Source organism: Candidatus Ornithobacterium hominis (genome assembly GCF_951229915.1).
Taxonomy (GTDB): domain Bacteria; phylum Bacteroidota; class Bacteroidia; order Flavobacteriales; family Weeksellaceae; genus Ornithobacterium; species Ornithobacterium hominis.
This window is the reverse complement of the sequence record NZ_OX579588.1, coordinates 810561-831138: the sequence shown is the minus strand read 5'-3', so window position 1 is coordinate 831138 and position 20578 is coordinate 810561. Positions and strand designations below refer to the sequence as shown.

Below are 20578 nucleotides of genomic sequence, written 5' to 3'. Positions count from 1 at the left end.
ATTATTTTATTTTAGTTATTTTTTCAATAATGACATTTTCTATCTCATCCTCCCCATGGTCATAAAAACGATAAATTTTATCTTTTGAGATAATTAAATCTTTAATCTTAGAGTATTTTCCTTTCATTGAATATTTCACTTTCATGGTATGCTTTCCGTTTTGTAAAATAGCTCCAAATCCTTCTTTTTGTCTTTTTGTAAAGGCGGTGGTTTTACTTAATTTATTCTCTATAATAATTACATCTTTAATTGATTTTTTAGGGCCTCCTTTTAGTACTAATACAATATCAGCTTTCATAAAGCCACCTGTTGTTTCTAAGGGCACTTCGGTTAAAACATCATATTTCTGTAAATCTTTTATAGGTATTCCAGAGACTTCTGCTAACTCATCAAAAAGTTTTCCCTGTTTATTTTTCAAAGCACTAACTATCTTATCATTTAGACTTCGTCCTAACCTAGTATTATTTTTAAAGAAATTCGTTTTACTCCATTTTTCCCAACTGGGGTTTTCTCGGGCTATTTCGAAGGCATCTTCAGGGTTCTTTTTAAGCAGCTCCCATCTTTCTAAATCATCAACATTTTTTATGATGCCTTGCAATTCCGCTGCATTACTGCTTTTAAAATAATCGTGATGGAATTGTTTTAAATAGTCATTACCTAAATTTTCTAACTTATTAGTAAATTGCGATAAATCGATACTTTCATCAAGGTTGTTAACTAATTTGGTTATATCAGCTTTGCTCCAATTAAGTTTTGTAGCTAAGTTATCTAAGTGAAGTGTTTTTATAACTTTCTCGATAGACTCCTTGCTTATATTTTGTAAATCATCTCCGGAAACTTCTTTAGTGATGATATTGCCTGCATCATCTAATTGTTTTACTAAAAACTTGTGTGTGATGCTGAACTCTAAATTATCAGTATGAACTTTAGCTAATATACTTTTTTCTCCTATCCAAAGTAGAAGAAAAAAACAAATTATATATTTTGTAAATTTACTTAACTTCATCTTTCAAAAAATCATAAGGTATTTCGTAATTATCTAATGGTGCAATTGGTAATATTTCTTTTGGCACTAAAGAACTATTTACTTCAACTTCTACTCCCTGCCTCCAAGCTAATTTTGCATAACCTAATGCAGGTTGAGAAATATACTTATTTAAGACTAAATTATCGTTTCTCTTTTTATGGATTTTAGGGCTAACTAATTGCTCCAATAATTCTTCACATTTAGCCTTATCTTTTGCTAAAAGTGCTTTATAAAAAGCATAATCAATTTTTAACTCTTGTTGGTTTTTGGGGAGCTTTGGTAAGGTTAAAGTTTCAATAATATTTAAGTTTCTTTCTACTCCTTGAACATCATTTACCATAAAGAACTGAATTGTATTACACCAAATTGCACTTTTCCCCATTAATACATTCTCGTCCATACTTGGCATTCTACCCCAAGCTTTATATCTTAGAGTTGAATAATCTTTGATTAATTCATTATTATCACTTAAAATAGGAAATGTGACGGCTGACAATTCATAATCAAACATATTATTATTAAACTTCTCAATGCGTAACTTATCTAATAACGAAGCAGTACAAAAATGTTGTTTTGCTTTTGATATATTCCTATTCAAAATTTCGTAAACTGCCCAGTCTCTTTCTAAAAATCGAAAATTTAGAGACATTGGATCTGCATTTTCAAAATCATTCTCTATATGATTTAACCATTTATATTGTCGACTTAGAGAGTTTTCTATATCTTTTTTTAAATCTTTCATATTAAAAATCTTTACCTAATTTTAAAAAGTTTATTTCTCCTTTAGTTTTATCAACAGCTACCACATATTTTTGAATAAAACCTTTAGGGGCATCTAATATTGCTTCTGATGTTTGTTTTTGTAAACCATCAAGTGTACTTAACTTTTCACGAGCAATATATCTCAACCAGTCCTCAGTCATTTGAACTGGTAGTCGGGTATTTGGGTTTCCTTTATTTAATCTCACAGATCCATTCGCATTCATTTGCTTGGCATCAATAACAATTATTTCGCTAGGGTTAGAAATATCTCCCTTTCGTAGATATACAATACTTGTTCACTGTCTAATATATAAATCTTGTCTTCTGTAACTACTGGGGCTTCTATCTGTACACCTTGTTCTATATCTAAAAATTCTGATATTATTTCCATTGTCTCCTTGAACTCCTCTTTTAGTTTACTCATTTATCTTTGAATTTCCAACATTCCGTGGTCTTCAAATATTTTGTATATGTTTTCGTCAAAGTTATTTAAATCTAAAACTAGCTCTTCCTCTATTCCTGTAAATTTCTCTCCATCTGGCTGACCTATAGTAGAAGTATCCCTATATTTTTTAACCCCTATTATTTTATCAATTCGTGATTTTGATACAATATTAAAAAAAAATTTTTTCCCACTATCATACTTTTCACCGTCTAATTCAGGTATATTTTCCGGTTCTCCAAAAAGCTGAGTCATTTGACTTTTTAAAAATTCATTTTCCGGTGTTTCAATGTATATCTTATCCTCAAAAGCAAAACTTCTTTGAAAACCAGTTCTAAAGTTATCTATAATAACCTCTATGGAAAATTCATAAAATGAGTTAACATTATTATTTATATGAATATTAGTTAACCTTATAGTTTTACTATTTTCAAATTCTTTTGTCGTAGAGTAATACTCTATCAATTCCTTAGATACAGGCAAGAAAAGTTTTTTGCGTTTATATTGATAATCATAAATTATCTCAAATCTATTAAATTCCAAAGATATAATTGTTTCATTATAATAGTTTTTATCAGAAAGTAATTTTAGAATATCAAAATACCAACTTATACTTCCTGAGTAATTTTCATAATAATATTTTCTACCTTTATAAATAACAAAGTCTTTGTTATTTCCATAAAAATTTACTGTTTTTTCCATTTTTTTATCCCAGTCAGATTATCACTTTCTATAACATATTTCTCTATAACATTTCCATTTTTGTCATATACCTTTGCAACATCACCAACTTTAAATTCAACAATATCAGCAGAATAATATTCAGGTATGATATTTCGTTTAGAACCTGTCATACCAGTTTTTGTATAAGGTAAAGGATTATTATTTTGAGGTGTATTAAATGGATGCTCTACATTTGGTGAAGGGTTTTTATATTCCATTACTACAAATCCTTTGTCTTTTGAGAATTTAGTGCCGGAATAATCTAATCTTAGATTTTCTATTAATTCTTTTGAGGAATTTGGTATAATATAATCTTCTGCTTTTGTTACAAAACCAGCTCCCCTAGACATTATAGGGTCTTTAGTATTTTTGTAATATTTCATAAAATCCTCTTTGGTTATAACTTTACGCAGCAAATCATTTATTTTAGGTTTTTGAAAGTACTTAGTCACAAAATTTTGTAACTATTTTATTTCATCAGTACTTGCTAATCCATGAGAGGCTTTATAATTTATATTAATAAATTTCTCCATACTCACGCCGGAGTTTAAAACTACTTGGCGTATTTTGTCTGCCATATTTGGATTATATAGATATGTGTTTTTAGGCAATGTTAATAATGTCTTCCAAACCTTTTCTTGCTCATTAATTATTTTTCTTTCCGCATCGCCTAATTTATCTATATTAGAGGTATAAGTTTTCCATTCTAAATATTTAGCCGAAAGTAAATTTCTTATCCCTTTATTTTCCTGCAATAATTGTTTTGTTTGGCTTGGTAAATTCTTTGCAAACTTATAGCCGCCTTGTGCTATATTTTTTACCCCTATAATACCCATTGCGAGGTTATAGGCTTCTACAGCTTTTCCGTAGTTAGAATTTACATCAATAGCATCTGTATTTATAGCTATATTACCCACAGCTCCTGCTACTTCTGCCAATGCCCAAGCTCGGCGCACCCAATGTACTTTAGTAGCCAATGCCGTACCTCCACTTAGGGCAATAGTCCCTATATCAAGTGTTGTTATGACACCTTTTTCTATATAATCGTTCCGTATCTTGTCACTATTATATTTCAAGAAGATTGCTGGAACAATATACATTTTTGTACCCAAAGTATTTTCTCCTAGTGCCGTACTTATCAAAGGAATTTTATTCTTATTAGGAACAATAATAATCGGCGTAAGCGGAGAAATTACATCTATAGTATCCCTATGATTTGTTTGTACCGGAATAGCACCTTGGTTGAAATTGTATGTGTTAATACTTGTGGTTGTGTAAAGGTCGTTTAATGTTATATTGCCAGTTTCATTATCATATTTCCCTTCATTTACTTTTGAAGTATATGTGACACCTAGTGCAGATGTCTCAATATCACCATAGTCTATTGGATTTAGATTAATAATTCTTTTAGCAAAATTATCAGTCTCATTAGGCCATCTATTTTCTATTGATTTTCCTTTATCACTATTAAACATAAATACTAAAGCACCAATAAAATTAGTATAATTATCTTTATCCCAAAACCAAATAGAGGCATCATCCATTTCTGCAACTAATTGCTTAATTAACTCATTGTTATTGCTCTCTAAATCTTTATAAAATTTATTATAGTCCTTTCCATTAATGGCATTCATAAGCCTGAGAATAGCTAATTCAGAATACTCGGTTACACCTTCTTGATAAGAAATAAACTTAATATAATCAATTATTTCTTTATACTCTAGATCTCTTAAGGCATTCAAACATATTGAATTAATGAAATCCACCGTTGCTTCAATTTCATTATTTTTTTCATAATGTTTGAGCTTTTCTATATCTTCTTGTATTTCATTATATTCGCATTCTAATCTATCTTTATGTAAGACTTCCTGGATAAATTCTTCTTTAGATTTTTTACAAGAATCTGAAGCATTATATAAAAATTTTGTTTTCCATGATACCCCTTCAGGAACTACAATGTTATTTGAACCAGAAATATAGTTAATATCTACATATTGATAAATGCAACCTTTACTGATTATTCTATAAATATAAGTTTTTACAGGGGTGTTGCTTATGTTATAAGTTATCTCAATATTTTTTGATTGCTCTATAGGTATATTACCATTATAATAATTTGCTTTTTTAGCATTCCATAAATATTCTTCAACAATATTATCTTTATTATCATATAGTACAAATCCTTGAATATAATAACTATTTTTCTTTATTAACTCTATTACTTTATATCCACTAATTAGAGATATAGATTTATTAATAATTTTACCATTAGGTGCAATTCCATTATTTTCACCTTCAATTAAATACTTTTCAACAACTATCTCCCCCTCACTTTGTCCTTGAAACGTATAAATTTTAAACTTAGGGTCGTTTACTTGTTTCCAGTCTGGGTATATGAAATTTGTGTTGGTGTTAGGATTGGTCTTGGTATTGCTGGTATTGTAGTCCATCAGGTTTTTCACATCTCCTTGGGCTACATTCTTAAACTCCTTAAATGGGTGTTCTAGTCGCAAGGCTCCGTGTCCTAGCTCGTGTGCTATGGTTCTTGCCTGTTGGTCATACACAAATCCAAACTGCCCACCCAATCGCATATAGCCGTCTTGTCCATTGGAAGAGGGTCTATCCGTTACAAATATGTAGTAAGACAAATCTACTCCTCGCTGTTGTTTGTAGGCTTCAATTACCTTATTTTGTGCAGGACTGTAGCTAGACAAATCCCCAAAGGCATCTTCCGAAGGTAATTTTCCATTTACTAAATAAGGCGTAATGTCAAAGGCTTCTTTAACGCTAATATCTACATCTATAGCTATTTCCTTATAGATCTTTTTTATTTCCTGTACTTGGTGTTCATCGGATATACTTACCCCTAGCGTTGGAACTAAGTTTAGTTTAATCCTTTTAGGTGAGATATGAACTAAATTAAATACGCCTGCTACTTGGTATTTATCTCCTTGCTTTATTACTGCTTGTACTTCTTCTCCTGCAAAGCTGTACAAACCTTTCAAGGTTAATTTATAATCATTTCCAACTTTTTCGGCAGCAATCGGTACGCCTTTAGAAGTTTTAAATATTAAACTATCTGCAGATACACTACTGTCTGTAATCTCTACACTTGCAATAAAGGGTTCTGTCTTTTTGTTTTCTACGGCTTTGAATGGAATTAATTTACCATTAAGCGCCTTATAATCACTATTCAATGCTTTTTTAGGCTGGTCAAAAGCGTATTTGGAATCACTACTGTTTTTAAAAGTTACTCTAATGCCTTCAGCTGTGATAGCCGTTGCATTTCCTTTAGCATCTACTCCGGCGGTATTTTGCAGAGTAGAAGCTCCTCCTTTGGCTTGCCTTCCTACATTTGTTATGTTCCCCTCTTCGTCGACAGCCCAAACATTGCCTTTGGCATCGGTAAGGGTATAATCTTTGCCGCCTGGCAACACCTCTTGGCTATCTTCTCCTGAACCTCTGTCGCTTTCTTTACCTGCGTCAGCATCGCCTATGATGATGATTCTTTTGGTTTTTTCATCATATTTTATTCCTTTGATGGTGTAGTTTACATTGGTAGATTGTAAATCTTGGGCAACAACCTCCTGAGCATAACCAAAAGTTATACTGAATAATAAAAGTAATATGTATAGGAGGTTTTTCAAACTTAAATATTATAAATAGGCTCTGTTTTATCTAAAACTTCTTTTAACTCTTTGGCAGCATTATAATATCGGATATTATCAATATCCTCTGGGTCTTCTTCAAAATATTCTTTTTGTTTTTCATAATAATTATCCATATACTTTTGATAATGACTATCATTACAAAGTCTTAGTATTGTTGCTTTTTTCATAGGTGCAAATTGTCCTAAAATATCCCATAACTCTTCTTCTGTTTTATCCTTAATATATTCATACAAAACATTTATATTTTCCCACTTCTTAAAAAAAGGAAGAATATTTTTTAAATATTGCTCTTTAAATATGTCAAAAACATTATCATCTATTATAGAACAATATAAATTTGTTTGTTTTTCTACAAAAAAAGAACCCCACCTATTATCTTTATCCTCATATGAAGGTAATAGTTTATTATTAACTAATACTTTATCTAAAATGTTATCTAATGAGTTATAATTAATTTGGTACTGGATAGGACAAAATATATAATCTTTTTTATCTTCTTTTAACAATAATGTAATTGTATAATCTATTTGACTAGTAAAAGATATAAAATTTATAATGTAGTAATTATTTTCTTTTTTTATAAAATATTTTACATCTAAATTATTTAATATTAATTTCTCTATACCTTTTGCTATTTCAAGTAATCTTTTCATATTCTTAATCTTTAAAATTAATATTATTCATATTTATTGGAGGTATTTTTATATTATCCCTTTCACTAATTATCTTATATACATCTTCTCTGTAGATTCTTACAGTTCTCAATCCCTTTGGTGCACCTTGTTCACTCAATATACTCTTACTACTTCTCACTTCAAATTCTATAAATTTTTTATTAGGATTATCCCTAAAGACATTTATCAGCTCGCTTTTTTGGTTCGGTGTCCAAGGGGATTTTCTTGTTAACTTGCTATCACTTATAATGGCTCTAAAGTAAGTTCTCCCTCTACTATCTCTAATCTGTTTCACAAATAAATCATCGGCAACAATGTTTTTGGATCTCCCTTTCAAGTGTATCTGCGTTAGGTGTTTATAATCTTTATACAAAGTATTAAATGGGGGTATATTTTTAATTTTTGAGCTTACTAAAGTTTCAAAAGCTTTTCCTTTCCTAACCTTCTCAAAAATCCTCTTAGCATCTCCTTTTTTTATTTTTTTAACTTGTCGAATTTCCTCAATAGCGCTTTGGGGGAGCTTCTATCCCTTTGTGTTATTCTCCGAACAAATTGAATTTACAATATCCTCTAAATTTTTTAATACTTTAATAAATTCCTCATAAATATTATCATTTAAATCGTTTAGCAATCCTGTTTCGTATAATATTCTACTGAAATTATTAATCTTATTAGCTATAGAACAATACTGTTTTTTATTTTTTTGATTTAAAATCTTTATGGAATTATCAATATCTTCATATCTATACTTTGAATTAAATTCATTGTATAATATTTCTTGTAACTTAATTAGCTCTAACTTTAAAAGTTCATCTTTCATAATCAATTATTTAGTTCGCCCTAATCAAATTAGGAAATAAAGTTTTAAACTCCTCCAAATTATCCAGTTTATTTTGTATAGTACTTTTTACTATTTATCCCTTTCATCTGCATATTTACTAAACCGATCTATCCAGCCGTTTTCAATAATTGGTTCGGCTTTCAAATTTTCGCTTATCTTATTTAAATCTAATTGATTATCACACGTATTACCATAAATTAATTTATATTCATCATTTTCTTCTAATAAATTAAGAAAATCAAATAATGCCCCAGATAATATCTCTTTCGTATATTTCTCAATTTCTTTTTTTTGAATCCCATTCATATCTTTAAACAGATTTTTATAACCCTCTGTCTGAGACAAATCTTTAATGCTATTCATTATAAAGCGAAGCTGATTATCATAAACGTTTTCGATTAGAATATTTCCAAATTCATTTAAAATTTTATTATTTGATTTCATATTATTATATTTAGAAATTAATTTACACCATTCCAAGGGATATTTGCAATACTTTTAACACCCTTTGCCTGCAAGTCTTCTAAGGCTTTTACTACCCAGCCCGTAGCAATATCTTCAGGTATCCCTACGTTTACCATTGCTTTTATTTATAGCCTAACCATAATTCATCATAATATTCTAGAAAAAAATCCATTTTAACACTAATAATCCACACCCTAGTTCCCAGTGCTTCAACATCATCCCATGCATTTACTATATTGATTAATTTGGTTTTTAATATATGTTTTTCAATATCCCAAAAGAGATATACCTCTTTTTCTTTTATATTTCTTAATTCGTCAAAAGAACTTATCCTTTTCTTATTTTCTATTTTATTAAAGTCAATCCTTTCATACCAAGTAAACTCTATTTGAGAAGTGATTGCATCTAATATTATTTGAGATTGATTATCTGATAATTCCACATATTCACCCAATGCTTCTAAACATTCCTCGTACAAAGTCATTTAATTAATTATTTATTTAAGTTTTTTAATATTGTTTCGAAAGTTTTTTCATCTCCATTAAAAGGAATAACATATTTTTTAGCTTTCATGCCTTTACCCCCTGAATAATCTTCAATATTAATATGTACTCCTTTTTTAGGGTCATAATCTACTCTCCACAATCTTTTATTATCTGAACTAATTCTCCCTGAGATTTTTTCAAAACTTTTGCTACTTTTAAGTCTTCCAACTAGTGGTTTACTATCTCTTCCTAAATCACCTATTATTTCAAAAGCTTTATTTCTTGCCTGCTCATAAGTATCTAATTTATCTAATACTTTTTCGATTTTTTTTAACCCCTTTTTCGCAACATTTTTTCCAGTTTCCTCAACCCCATTTTTGAGCGCTTCTGTACCTTTTTTAAAGATTCCACCACCCATAAATAATGAAGCTACTTGTACAGCATCTTTACTTACTGTGTGTTGTATTATATAGGCTTTATCATTGGTGTAATTTTCCTTTTTCTCTTCGTAGAAACCAACTGCGACATCTTTTATAGTTTCTATAGATATCCCTTTTACAGACTCCCACAAGCCTGTTCTTACTTCCTCTTTGGTTGCTACATCATAACCTAATTTTATCAATTGTGGATAACTTGTTACTTCTTCTTTAACGCTAATATCTACATCTATGGCTATTTTCTTGTAAATCTTTTTTATTTCCTGTACTTGGTGTTCATCGGATATACTTACCCCTAGCGTTGGAACGAGGTTTAGCTTAATTGTCTTAGGTGAGATATGAACTAAATTAAACGCTCCAGCTACTTGGTATTTATCTCCTTGCTTAATGATTGCTTGTACTTGTTCTGTAGCATAGCTGTATAAGCCTTTTAAAGTCAATCTATAATCATTTCCTACTTTTTTGGCATCTATCGGTACACCTTTAGAAGTTTTGAATATTAAACTATCCGCAGATATACTATTATCTGTAATCTCCACGCTTGCAATAAAGGGTTCCGTCTTTTTGTTTTCTACGGCTTTGAATGGAATTACTTTTCCGTTAAGCTCCTTATAATCACTATTCAATGCTTTTGCAGGCTGGTCAAAAGCGTATTTGGAATCACTACTGTTTTTAAAAGTTACTCTAATGCCTTCAGCTGTGATAGCCGTTGCATTTCCTTTAGCATCTACTCCAGCAGTGTTTTGTGGGGTAGAAGCTCCTCCTTTGGCTTGCCTTCCTACATTTGTTATGTTCCCCTCTTCGTCGACAGCCCAAACATTGCCTTTGGCATCGGTAAGGGTATAATCTTTGCCGCCTGGCAACACCTCTTGGCTATCTTCTCCTGAACCCCTGTCGTTTTCTTTACCTGCGTCAGCATCGCCTATGATGATGATTCTTTTGGTTTTTTCATCATATTTTATTCCTTTGATGGTGTAGTTTACATTGGTAGATTGTAAATCTTGGGCAACAACCTCCTGAGCATAACCAAAAGTTATACTGAATAATAAAAGTAATATGTATAGGAGGTTTTTCAAACTTAAATATTATAAATAGGCTCCGTTCTATCTAAGACTTCTTTCAACTCTTTGGCAGCGTTGTAATACCGAATATTATCTATATCCTCTGGGTCTTCTTCATAATATTCTTTTTGTTTCTCATAGTAATCATCCATATGCTTTTGATAATTACTATCATTACAGAGTCTTAGTATCGTTGCTTTTTTCATAGGGGCAAATTGACCTAAAATATCCCATAATTCCTCCTCTGTTTTATCCTTAATATATTCGTACAATACCGTTAGATCTTTCCATTTTTCAAAAAAGGGAAGGGCGTCATTAATAAGAAAAAGATTAAATATTTCTTTAATCTTTGAATCATTTGAAATGTCTATCCCCCTATCCGTTAAAGTATATTCTGAACTTTTCTTAACAAAAAAAGAATCATTTATATTTTCTGCCTTATATAATTCTCCAACAATTTCATTCTTTTCTAGAATAGGTGCAATTATTTTTTCCATTTGTATAAAATTCACACCATAGAAAAAACCTTTTAATTTATTCTTTAATTGAAGAAAAGAAATATTTTGTATATTTTTTTTGCTTTTTTTTCGGTACTCAAAAATTATATATTCGCCTTCCTTTTTTTGAGTATAATGAAATTCTTTCAATTGTAAATCTTTATTAATATAATCTAAAAAGTTCGTTCTCATATACTTAATTTTTAAAATTAATATCACTCATTCTAATGGGAGGAGTTTTAATATTATCCCCATCACTAATTATCTTATATACATCTTCTCTGTATATTCTAACTTTTACTCCTTGAATAAATTTTTCTGGAGATTTTAAATCTTTTAAAATGGTGTTATTTGTCCTCACTTCAAATTCTATAAATTTCTTATTTGGATTGTCCCTAAAGACATTTATCAGCTCGCTTTTTTGGTTCGGTGTCCAAGGGGATTTCCTTGTTAACTTGCTATCGCTTATAATGGCTCTAAAGTAAGTTCTTCCTCTATTATCTCTAACCTGTTTCACAAATAAATCATCGGCAACAATGTTTTTGGATCTCCCTTTCAAGTGTATCTGCGTTAGGTGTTTATAATCTTTATATAAAGTATTAAATGGGGGTATATTTTTAATTTTTGAGCTTACTAAAGTTTCAAAAGCTTTTCCTTTCCTAACCTTCTCAAAAATCCTCTTAGCATCGCCTCTTTTAGGTTTCTTAATCTTTCTAATTTCAGTAATAGCATCTTTCGGTAATTTACCTATTTTACTGAATAATTGAGCTACTGTTTTTTCTCCTTTTAGTAAAGCTTTTACCTCACCTACACCAACAAATAAAGTTACAATATCAAATGTTAGTTTTCCTTGATTATATCTTGCTTGGTTGCTTACATTAGCCGTTTCACCTACATATTCAGATAGTTGTTGCTTAATGGCTTGGGTGGCTTGTTTTAGTCTTTCTGTATCTTTAAGTACTTCATAGACAGCTCTAAGAGTTTCAATAAAATCTCTCCTTGTTTTATAGCAACTACTATCTAACCAAGCTCTAAATGAGCCTACACTCATACAACTTATAAAATCTACAAATTTTACTGCTCCATCTACTGTTCCAATAGCACCATCTATAAAACCTGAAGAAAATGCAGGGTCAAATACATAATACCCAAAAGGTCCATTAGGCATATAGTAACCGTGATCCCATAAAAATCTTGGAATATATCCGTCTTCTTTTGCCTTTGATTGGGTGATACAATTTTTTAGAAAATTCCAAAATTCTTCAAGTTCATTATATAACTCTGTATCCTTTTGAAGTTGGTTATTTATTCTCTCTAAACTTTGCTCATACTTCTTCACTTTTTCAATACAGTCCTCATTTGCCAAAAATAAAAATAACTCATCTAAGCCGGATATTGGCATAGAATATCCTCCTCCTTTACCTCCGGTATTTACATTTTCATTATTTTTTGCTGTACAATTGCTCTCCTTTAGATATTTTTCAAGCTCTTTTATTTCTTTTTCATAGTTTTCAAGCTCTTCATCAGTCAATATGGGAGCTAAAAATGAAATTTGTTTTTTTACTTCTTTAACAAAATGGTCGTTTTCGTCTTGTAAAATTTTATAGTCTTCGGATGATACTTTTTTAGTTGTGATTATTTTTTTTACTTTTTCTTTTATACTCTTAACAACCTTTATAACATCTTCTATTCCCTCACTCGCACTTACTATATTAACCGCTTGTGCATCATACGTAGTCTCTACTACACCCTCAATCAATTGTTTGTCGGTGTTGAGTTTAATATTATTAAAAACTACCTTAATTTTCGTATCTCCCAAATAAGGAACTTCTATATAGCCCTCGCCACTGTATATCCCATTGCTCCCTTGTGATGAAATCACCGTTACAGGAAAATCTCCTGCCATAAACACCTCATTCGTTCCTAACACAGTTTGCAATGGGGCTTTATTGGTAAGGTCTATAGATGGCATTACACCACACTGGTATTTACTACTTTCTTTTTCTTCGCTATCTGTTGTAAAATATTGTATCGCACTATACGCATATGCATTGCCAGAAGTCTCTCCCTCTAGCGGTGAAGGGTTAAAATTCTGTAGATTTCCGCAAACTGTTCCTATTCTGTATTCATATTCAGTCTGATTTTCTAAGCCTGTGAGTATATATTTGGTCTGGTAACTTTCTTCGGTTTGCCAATCCGTATTGCTGTCTCTCTTTCGGTATTGTATACTGTATAATCCCGAGGGCTGTCCGGGCATTGTCCAACTAAGCTCTACGCGTCCTCTACCTGCATTTTTTGCCATTAAGAAAGTCGGCACTTTACAATCTTCTACATAATCAAAATAAAATATCTCGGAGAGCCCATTGTTTTTATACACTCCATTATCTTCGGTAGGATTTGCGCCAACTACTGGATTACCGCTTACTGCTTGTACCTGCCAAGCATAGCGTTTCCCCGGGATTAAACGTGTTTTCTCGGGGCCATAATATAAACTTGTTGCATAAGTTTTTTCTTTCCATAATATAGGAGAGGATAAAAATCCAGCTACAGGACTGCGTCCTGCATCCCATAGTTCTTTTAAAATGAATATATAATGGGTATTGGGGGCGACTTGCCTTGGCATCCATTGAAATACGATTCCTTTGCTGCCTACGATATCGCCCTCAACTTGTACTTTTTCTGCATTCTGAGGGAGATTGAGTAGAGGAGGCTCATATTGTGTTAGATAGGCCTGGGCACAGGTCTTTGCGGAAAGATTGTGCTTGGTATAATAATCGTATGCCTGAAAGCAAAATTGATAAATTCCTTCTGGTAAAGTTTGTGCATATTGTGAAGCATTTAAGCCTGATAAATTCTGTAACTCAAACAGAGGTCTTAAATCAACATTGGTCAGCGTTATATTACTGCCTGGATACAGCGTAAAAGGAGACATCCCAGATACAAAACTTTGGCTAGTGGCTATAGGAACTGCGCCTAACGAACTTTCTAAGCTAAACTTTATGCCCGTGGGGTGTTGTGGCTCCTGCAAGTCTGTCATCATGACTTGTAAGCGCAACTTTGTCTGCGTACTTGTAGCATATTCACTCAGCTTTAAACTATAGGGTGGCAACAAGACTGGTACCATCTTTACAGGGTATTGTTGAGCCTTCAGTACAAATGGTTGAAAGGCTAACAAAAAACTAAAAATAATTGGAATAATTTTTTTAGGTATTCTAGCGTAGTTTCCCACTTGTTTTATATAATGATATAGTTTCTGCATTATAGGCTGTATTAAATTAACCCGTAGTGCATTATCGAATGAGGTTAATTTTTAAATTGTTAATGTTACTATGAAAGACAAATTTATTGAGATATTGAATAGTAGTCAAGGAGGTAATTTTTGCCAATATTCTTGTTTTGAATCCTTCAAAAGATTTGGCATAATTACGCCGTATCATAAATTGGTTACACAACTGCGAGAATAAAGTTTCTATACGTTTTCTACACTTTCTGAATGGATAGAACTGAGGTTTGTATTCTTTTTGATTTTTTCTTTTAGGGGGTTCTAACTGGATTTTTACCTCATTGAACAAGACAAGGTTACCGCTTGATCTTTAAAAATTCCTATGAAATCCAAAGGTTTAGGCAATTCCCATTCTTTTGATAACTCAGCTATTCCACTCCCTTTTTCTATTTGCAGGGATTTGGTATTGTTCTTAGGGTTGAGTTTCACAGTATAGACATAGCGAACATCAGGCTCTACGTCTGTATCTACATAGCCCCAACCTGCTAATTGAGCTACCTCAAAATCCAAATCAGCTGCCATAAGTGCATAGGCAAATCGTTGTTCTATTTCTTGGGATTTATTGATAATATTCTGTAACTCTCCCTGATTTCCCATTTCTACTTCAAAACTCTCCCCAAACATAGATTGGGCAACAATGGCTGCATTGTTATTGGTTTCTATTATTGCTTTCCATTTTTCCTCTGAAGCAGGCTGAAAAACACCTAATTTTTTCTCCTCAGGATTTTCCAGTAGTTTGCCATCTCTCATGAGCGTATATCTTTTGAGTACAAAGCCTATTTTGTTGGCTTTTTGCCATGCAACGGGCTCATCTACTGCCCATCGCAATAACACGCGATCTTGCTTACTCTCTACCTTTAGGCGAATTTGAGGTTCCCTCTGATCTTCTTTGTTTTGAGAGAAGGCTATACCGCTTATCAGCACTACTACAGCTAGTATATATTTTTTTATCATTTTTCTATTTTATCATTTTTTCTTTGAAATCCGCTGGGGCTTTCTGCACATCAAATATCCATTTAATTTGGGAGATATCTGTGGCGTTGTATAAATCTCGATGATTACTCTTTTTCAAAAACATACAACGAATAACCTGAGGTGGATACGGCAATATATTTTTCATTCATCTGTATTTCTTCTATCTGTCTTCTGTTTGCATCGGTAGAGGCTTTATTCTCATCGTGCAAAATTTCTTTTCTCCATATTATCTGCTCAGTTTTTGTATCAAATAATAATACCAAACTTCTGATACTTCCTTTTTGAGGCTTGGCACTTACGGCTATTACGCCATCGTGATATGCCATTGTTTTGTTGTCTATGATTTCTGTGGGCAGTTCTTGGCTTAAATCATAATGAGTTACTTCAAAAGTATTGGGATCCATCTTGGCAAAACCTTTATCTTTCTTTTGCCATATGTACCCGTCAAATAAAAATAGTTTCCCTCCAAATATAGTCTGTGCTGGATTGTTTAATACCTCTCCCGTTTGGGCATCTAATACAAAGGTGGCTCCCTTTTTCCAATCCTTGGTATGGGCAAAAAATACTAGCCGGTCTCCTACCACGAACACTCTGCCCTGGTAAACTCCTGATGGAGCATTGAAGTAAGCCTCTATATTGTAACACCAAAGTAAATCTCCTGTTTTTATATTTAACAATTTAATTTCATTTAATTTGGAATAACCGATGCCTAAATTAGGAACTACAAATTCTTTATAACGTAAGAAAGCTTCATCTGAGACTTTAAAAAGCATACTAATCTCTTTTGTGAACGGATTCAATCTATTACAAGTGTTTTTTGATTCATCTAATAAATATATAAATCTATCATCTTTGCAAAGAAATAAATAATCTCCTTTTACTTGATATTTCTCTCCTTTTTCAATATCAAGGATATTGATAGATTTCGTAGGATCTTGTGTACAAAAAATAGAATCAATAATAAAACCATAACATTGATTGCTATCATTATTTAACTTTTGAAGATTTGAAAAATCAAAATCATTATAGCACAAATAGTATATATTATCTATCTCTGTGAAATAGGTAAATTTATTTGATATAAAATTCGGATTAAAACAATCTTTAAATAAATATTTTATTGTATACTTCATCATCTAATAATTTTTTAATTAATTCATCAATATTTTTAATTTTTTCTCCGTTTAATTCAGGTAACGACTTCCCCTTTTTAAACATTTTCTCTATTACCTCTCTATTCTCTTTTAAATATTTTTCAAAATCTGCTTTGGTAAAGTTTTGCCCATAGATTTTCCATTTAATTTGGGAGATATCTGTGGCGTTGTATAAATCTCGCTCTATAAATTGGGTTTTTATTACCTTGCTTGTTACACAATTTGAGCAATTTTTCACTTCTATTCTAAACTCAATATCAGCTCCGTCAAAAGTACTAATTTCCACATTTATATCTTCATAAGATTTGGTTCCTCTTAAATTATCAACCGCATTTTCAAAGGTGACTTTTCTATCTTTAAGAAGGTCATCAAAATGGTCATCTACTGTTTTAAGAACACCTTCGGTACCTATTTTTTGATTGGTGGTAGCTACGCTTTTTTTATTTAGCTTATACAATACATTGTCATAAAAACCTTCTAACTTGGTATTGGGATTCGCTTCAAGTTTTTTTCCTATTGTCGTTATTTTATCTACCAACATTTTGTAGGAAAAATCCCCTTTTGCAGATGCCCTCAATTCACTTAAAATTTCATCCGTAACTCCTAATTGTTTTTTTACTGTATTTGGTAGTGCTCTAGCTTTAGTTAGTGCCTCTATGGCTTCAGCGTTTCTGTATAAAGAATTAGAAATATTATGGGAATTTACACTTTCTTTTAGCAACTTCCAGCTTTGGATATTTTCTGAAGTTGGGGTGGCTTTAAAAGTTTTATTGAAAAGAGCTTTGTCTTCTTCGCTCCAATTAGGTTTTGTAGCTAAATCATCTATTTTTTTAGAAAACTTTTCAAGTTTTTGGTCTAAATTCACTTTAATGAAATCTTTATCTACATGTTCTATAAAGTCATTAGCTTTAATTTTAGTTGCAACGGCAGGGTCTAAAGGATTGACAGAAGCAATATGAAAATCCTCGGGGCTAAGATCTTTTATTTTCTTATAAACTAATTCAAATCCATCTTTATTGTCAGCTCTCTTTGCTACAATGACTAACATTTCATCTATCTTGGATACTCCTTTCTTGCCTCCTTTGATATAAGACGAACCCGCCAAAGGAATCGCTAAAGATGCTGAATATATCGCTACATTAGCTGCGTCTCCTCTGTAACCTGCATATAGTACTCCCACAGGATCTGTAAAGGTATCCATCCCAGGTATCATGCCTATTGCATCTAATGTTTCATAGACAGCATCATCTATAAGCTGGCGAGTATCTACATTATAAAAATGATAGTCTTTTAAAATTGGATCACCCGAATAGGCTATATCCATCTTTTTACCCCATTCCCAAGTGGTTTCATTCGCATTCCAAAGTGCTAAAGTTAAATTATCTCTACCTTTTCTTTGGCTTTCTTCAGAGCCATCAAAATCCATATAGACCTCTCGGAAGTCATACAATTTATTTACTTCTAATTCTTCCCATAGATCTTTATCAGAGAGTGCCCCTTCAGTATATTCTTTCTGTAAGCTCTTTAATACAAATTTATTTATTTCTTTAAAATCATTATCATATTGATAATAGCAATTATTATTAGTATAATAATCTTTAGAATCTCTATAGCGGTTACACTGATCTAATGATTCTCTCTTTCTTTTTTGCGCCTCTATAAAAGCCTTCGATTGGTAAAAAGATAGATATTTTATAAAAGGGTAGCCTTTTACTTCTTGCTTACTTTGGTATAAGTAATTTCTAATCTCTCCATTGGCATATTGGTAATATTTGTTTAAAATCAGAGGTTTTTTAATCGTTGAGTATAGCTTCAATATACCGTTTAAGTTTCCTACGCTACTTACATCGTTTCCATCTACAATATCATTTCTATTTTGAGCAAATGCAGATCTCACACATACTGTAGTTGTTTTGCCCATCATAGATTGGAAGTGAGTGGCATTCAACAAAACAAAAACAACTTTTTTATCTGTTGATACAGATTCTACTGCTTTGTTTGCCATCTCTGTTAATTGAGATTGTGTGTATAGCGTATTTTCATCATAAGATTTTAATAAGCCTACTACAAAATAAGTATCTTTTTTATACCATTTCAGTAGCCTTAGTTTGTCCTCTAAAATTTCCCATTCTTTTTCATAGTTAGTTAAGGCTAATCCTCCACCTCTATTTATTTCTACAATATGGTTTATATCTCTTAAATTTCTTTGTGTAGGATCTCCTTCTCGCTCAATATTAGCTATAGATGCCTGTAATACTTTTATAACATTATTCTGATCTTCTTCATCTATTTTTAATGCATCTAATATCTGCGAGCATCTTGTATTTTTTTCTCTTTCTCTTTCTTTTCCTCGATATTTACAATTTTCTCGTGCATTATCATACTTCTCTTCTGTTTTCTCTCCGTTTATGATAAGATAATTGTCTGATGAAACAGAAATTGATAATGCATTTTTATTAACTTTTTCATATTCTGCCTCTATGTATTTTCCCTTACTATTTTTTACAAATTTTTTATTTTTATATAGCCAATAACCATATGCATCCTTAATATTCCATGGGAAATATAAACTTCCTGTTTTTTTATTTTTTATAATGGCTATTTGCCCCTTATGATTCGAAGAATATTCCCCTACAAAAGCAACAGGTATATAATCCTCATTCAGTTTTATTGATTCGTTATCTAGATTCTTAAATATATACTCAGAGGTTTGATATTTTGGAGGGACGCAAACATAATCAAGCTCTGTAACATTATATTTTCCCTCACTTTGCCCTTGAAAGGCATAAATCTTAAACTTAGGGTCGTTTACTTGTTTCCAGTCTGGGTATATGAAATTTGTGTTGGTGTTGGTATTGGTGTTGCTGGTATTGTAGTCCATCAGGTTTTTCACATCTCCTTGGGCTACATTCTTAAACTCCTTAAATGGGTGTTCTAATCGCAAGGCTCCGTGCCCTAGCTCGTGCGCTATGGTTCTTGCCTGTTGGTCATACACAAACCCAAACTGTCCGCCCAATCGCATATAGCCGGCTTGTCCATTGGAAGATGGTTTGTCCGTTACAAATATATAATAGGCTAAATCTACTCCTCGCTCTTGTTTGTAGGCTTTAATTACCTCATTTTGGGCAACAGTATTCTTTTCCAACTCCCCAAAGGCATCTTCCGTAGGTAATTTTCCGTTTACTAAGTAAGGTGTAATATCAAAAGTTTCCTTAACGCTAATATCTACATCTATAGCTATTTTCTTATAGATATCTTTTACTTTCTGTATTTGGTTTCTAGATATACTTACTCCTATCGTTGGAACGAGGTTTAGCTTAATTGTCTTAGGTGAGATATGAACTAAATTAAACGCTCCAGCTACTTGGTATTTATCTCCTTGCTTAATGATTGCTTGCACTTGTTCTGTGGCATAGCTGTATAAGCCTTTTAAAGTCAATCTATAATCATTTCCTACTTTTTCGGCATCTATCGGTACTCCTTTAGAGGTTTTGAATATTAAACTATCGGCAGATATACTATTATCTGTAATCTCTACACTAGCAATAAAGGGTTCCGTCTTTTTGTTTTCTACAGCTTTGAATGGAATTACTTTACCGTTAAGCTCTTTATAATCACTATCCAATGCTTTTTTAGGCTGGTCAAAAGCGTATTTGGAATCACTACTGTTTTTAAAAGTTACTCTAATGCCTTCAGCTGTGATAGCCGTTGCATTTCCTTTAGCATCTACTCCGGCGGTATTTTGCAGAGTAGAAGCTCCTCCTTTGGCTTGCCTTCCTACATTCGTTATATTTCCCTCTTCATCTACTGTCCAAACATTGCCTTCTGCATCAATAATAGTGTAATCTTTTCCACCCGGTAATTCTTCTTGGCTACTCGTTGCTGAACCTGTATCATTGGCATTGCCTTCTCCGGCATTACCCTCAATGATAATTTTACCCGGTGGTGGTGAGGCTACATATTTTACATCTGATATTACGTAGTCTATGGTAGCAACTCGTAAATCTTGGGCAACAACCTCCTGAGCATAACCAAAAGTTATACTCAATATTAAAAGTAATATGTATAGGAGTTTTTTCAA

18 protein-coding genes and 1 pseudogene are annotated in these 20578 nt (G+C 31.9%); all 19 read right to left on the bottom strand.

The window, feature by feature from the left end:
* Position 1: 1 nt before the first annotated feature.
* Positions 2–1006: a hypothetical protein gene (locus QOX03_RS03825; RefSeq protein ID WP_283671577.1), complete on the bottom strand. Its 1005-nt coding sequence runs from the start codon at positions 1004–1006 to the stop codon at positions 2–4.
* Complete coding sequence (locus QOX03_RS03820; RefSeq protein ID WP_283671576.1) at positions 993–1769, bottom strand: immunity 49 family protein; 777 nt, start codon at positions 1767–1769, stop codon at positions 993–995. The genes QOX03_RS03825 and QOX03_RS03820 overlap by 14 nt, the downstream gene beginning before the upstream one ends.
* Position 1770: 1 nt before the next feature.
* Positions 1771–2013, bottom strand: coding sequence for a hypothetical protein (locus QOX03_RS03815; RefSeq protein WP_119059443.1), 243 nt, complete (start codon positions 2011–2013; stop codon positions 1771–1773).
* A gap of 20 nt (positions 2014–2033) precedes the next feature.
* Positions 2034–2213 carry a hypothetical protein gene (locus tag QOX03_RS03810; RefSeq protein ID WP_119059444.1) on the bottom strand — a complete coding sequence of 60 codons (180 nt, stop codon included), beginning with the start codon at positions 2211–2213 and terminating at the stop codon, positions 2034–2036.
* Positions 2214–2933 carry a hypothetical protein gene (locus QOX03_RS03805; protein ID WP_119059445.1) on the bottom strand — a complete coding sequence of 240 codons (720 nt, stop codon included), beginning with the start codon at positions 2931–2933 and terminating at the stop codon, positions 2214–2216.
* Complete coding sequence (locus QOX03_RS03800) at positions 2918–3406, bottom strand: hypothetical protein (RefSeq protein WP_283671575.1); 489 nt, start codon at positions 3404–3406, stop codon at positions 2918–2920. The genes QOX03_RS03805 and QOX03_RS03800 overlap by 16 nt, the downstream gene beginning before the upstream one ends.
* A gap of 12 nt (positions 3407–3418) precedes the next feature.
* Complete coding sequence (locus QOX03_RS03795; RefSeq protein ID WP_283671574.1) at positions 3419–6601, bottom strand: hypothetical protein; 3183 nt, start codon at positions 6599–6601, stop codon at positions 3419–3421.
* 2 nt (positions 6602–6603) lie between these two features.
* Positions 6604–7278, bottom strand: a complete 675-nt coding sequence (locus tag QOX03_RS03790) for a hypothetical protein (RefSeq protein WP_283671573.1) — start codon at positions 7276–7278, stop codon at positions 6604–6606.
* A 4-nt stretch (positions 7279–7282) separates the two neighbouring features.
* Positions 7283–7594 carry a UDP-N-acetylenolpyruvoylglucosamine reductase gene (locus tag QOX03_RS03785; protein WP_283671572.1) on the bottom strand — a complete coding sequence of 104 codons (312 nt, stop codon included), beginning with the start codon at positions 7592–7594 and terminating at the stop codon, positions 7283–7285.
* Between the two features lie 228 nt (positions 7595–7822).
* Positions 7823–8119, bottom strand: coding sequence for a hypothetical protein (locus QOX03_RS03780; protein WP_119058106.1), 297 nt, complete (start codon positions 8117–8119; stop codon positions 7823–7825).
* Between the two features lie 90 nt (positions 8120–8209).
* Positions 8210–8584, bottom strand: a complete 375-nt coding sequence (locus tag QOX03_RS03775; RefSeq protein WP_002664687.1) for a hypothetical protein — start codon at positions 8582–8584, stop codon at positions 8210–8212.
* A gap of 142 nt (positions 8585–8726) precedes the next feature.
* Positions 8727–9089: a CDI toxin immunity protein gene (locus tag QOX03_RS03770; RefSeq protein WP_283671571.1), complete on the bottom strand. Its 363-nt coding sequence runs from the start codon at positions 9087–9089 to the stop codon at positions 8727–8729.
* 8 nt (positions 9090–9097) lie between these two features.
* Complete coding sequence (locus QOX03_RS03765; protein ID WP_283671570.1) at positions 9098–10603, bottom strand: hypothetical protein; 1506 nt, start codon at positions 10601–10603, stop codon at positions 9098–9100.
* Positions 10604–10605: 2 nt separating this feature from the next.
* A complete protein-coding gene (locus QOX03_RS03760) occupies positions 10606–11235 on the bottom strand; it encodes a hypothetical protein (RefSeq protein ID WP_283671569.1) in 630 nt (209 codons plus the stop codon).
* A 46-nt stretch (positions 11236–11281) separates the two neighbouring features.
* Complete coding sequence (locus tag QOX03_RS03755) at positions 11282–14344, bottom strand: fibronectin type III domain-containing protein (protein ID WP_283671568.1); 3063 nt, start codon at positions 14342–14344, stop codon at positions 11282–11284.
* Positions 14345–14375: 31 nt separating this feature from the next.
* Positions 14376–14663: pseudogene (locus tag QOX03_RS03750) on the bottom strand (transposase); the annotation flags it as partial.
* Positions 14642–15322, bottom strand: a complete 681-nt coding sequence (locus tag QOX03_RS03745) for a hypothetical protein (protein WP_283671567.1) — start codon at positions 15320–15322, stop codon at positions 14642–14644. The gene QOX03_RS03745 and the pseudogene QOX03_RS03750, both read right to left, overlap by 22 nt.
* A gap of 104 nt (positions 15323–15426) precedes the next feature.
* On the bottom strand, positions 15427–16479 hold the full coding sequence (locus QOX03_RS03740) for a PQQ-binding-like beta-propeller repeat protein (protein ID WP_283671566.1): 1053 nt from the start codon (positions 16477–16479) through the stop codon (positions 15427–15429).
* Positions 16448–20578, bottom strand: coding sequence for a hypothetical protein (locus QOX03_RS03735; RefSeq protein WP_283671565.1), 4131 nt, complete (start codon positions 20576–20578; stop codon positions 16448–16450). The genes QOX03_RS03740 and QOX03_RS03735 overlap by 32 nt, the downstream gene beginning before the upstream one ends.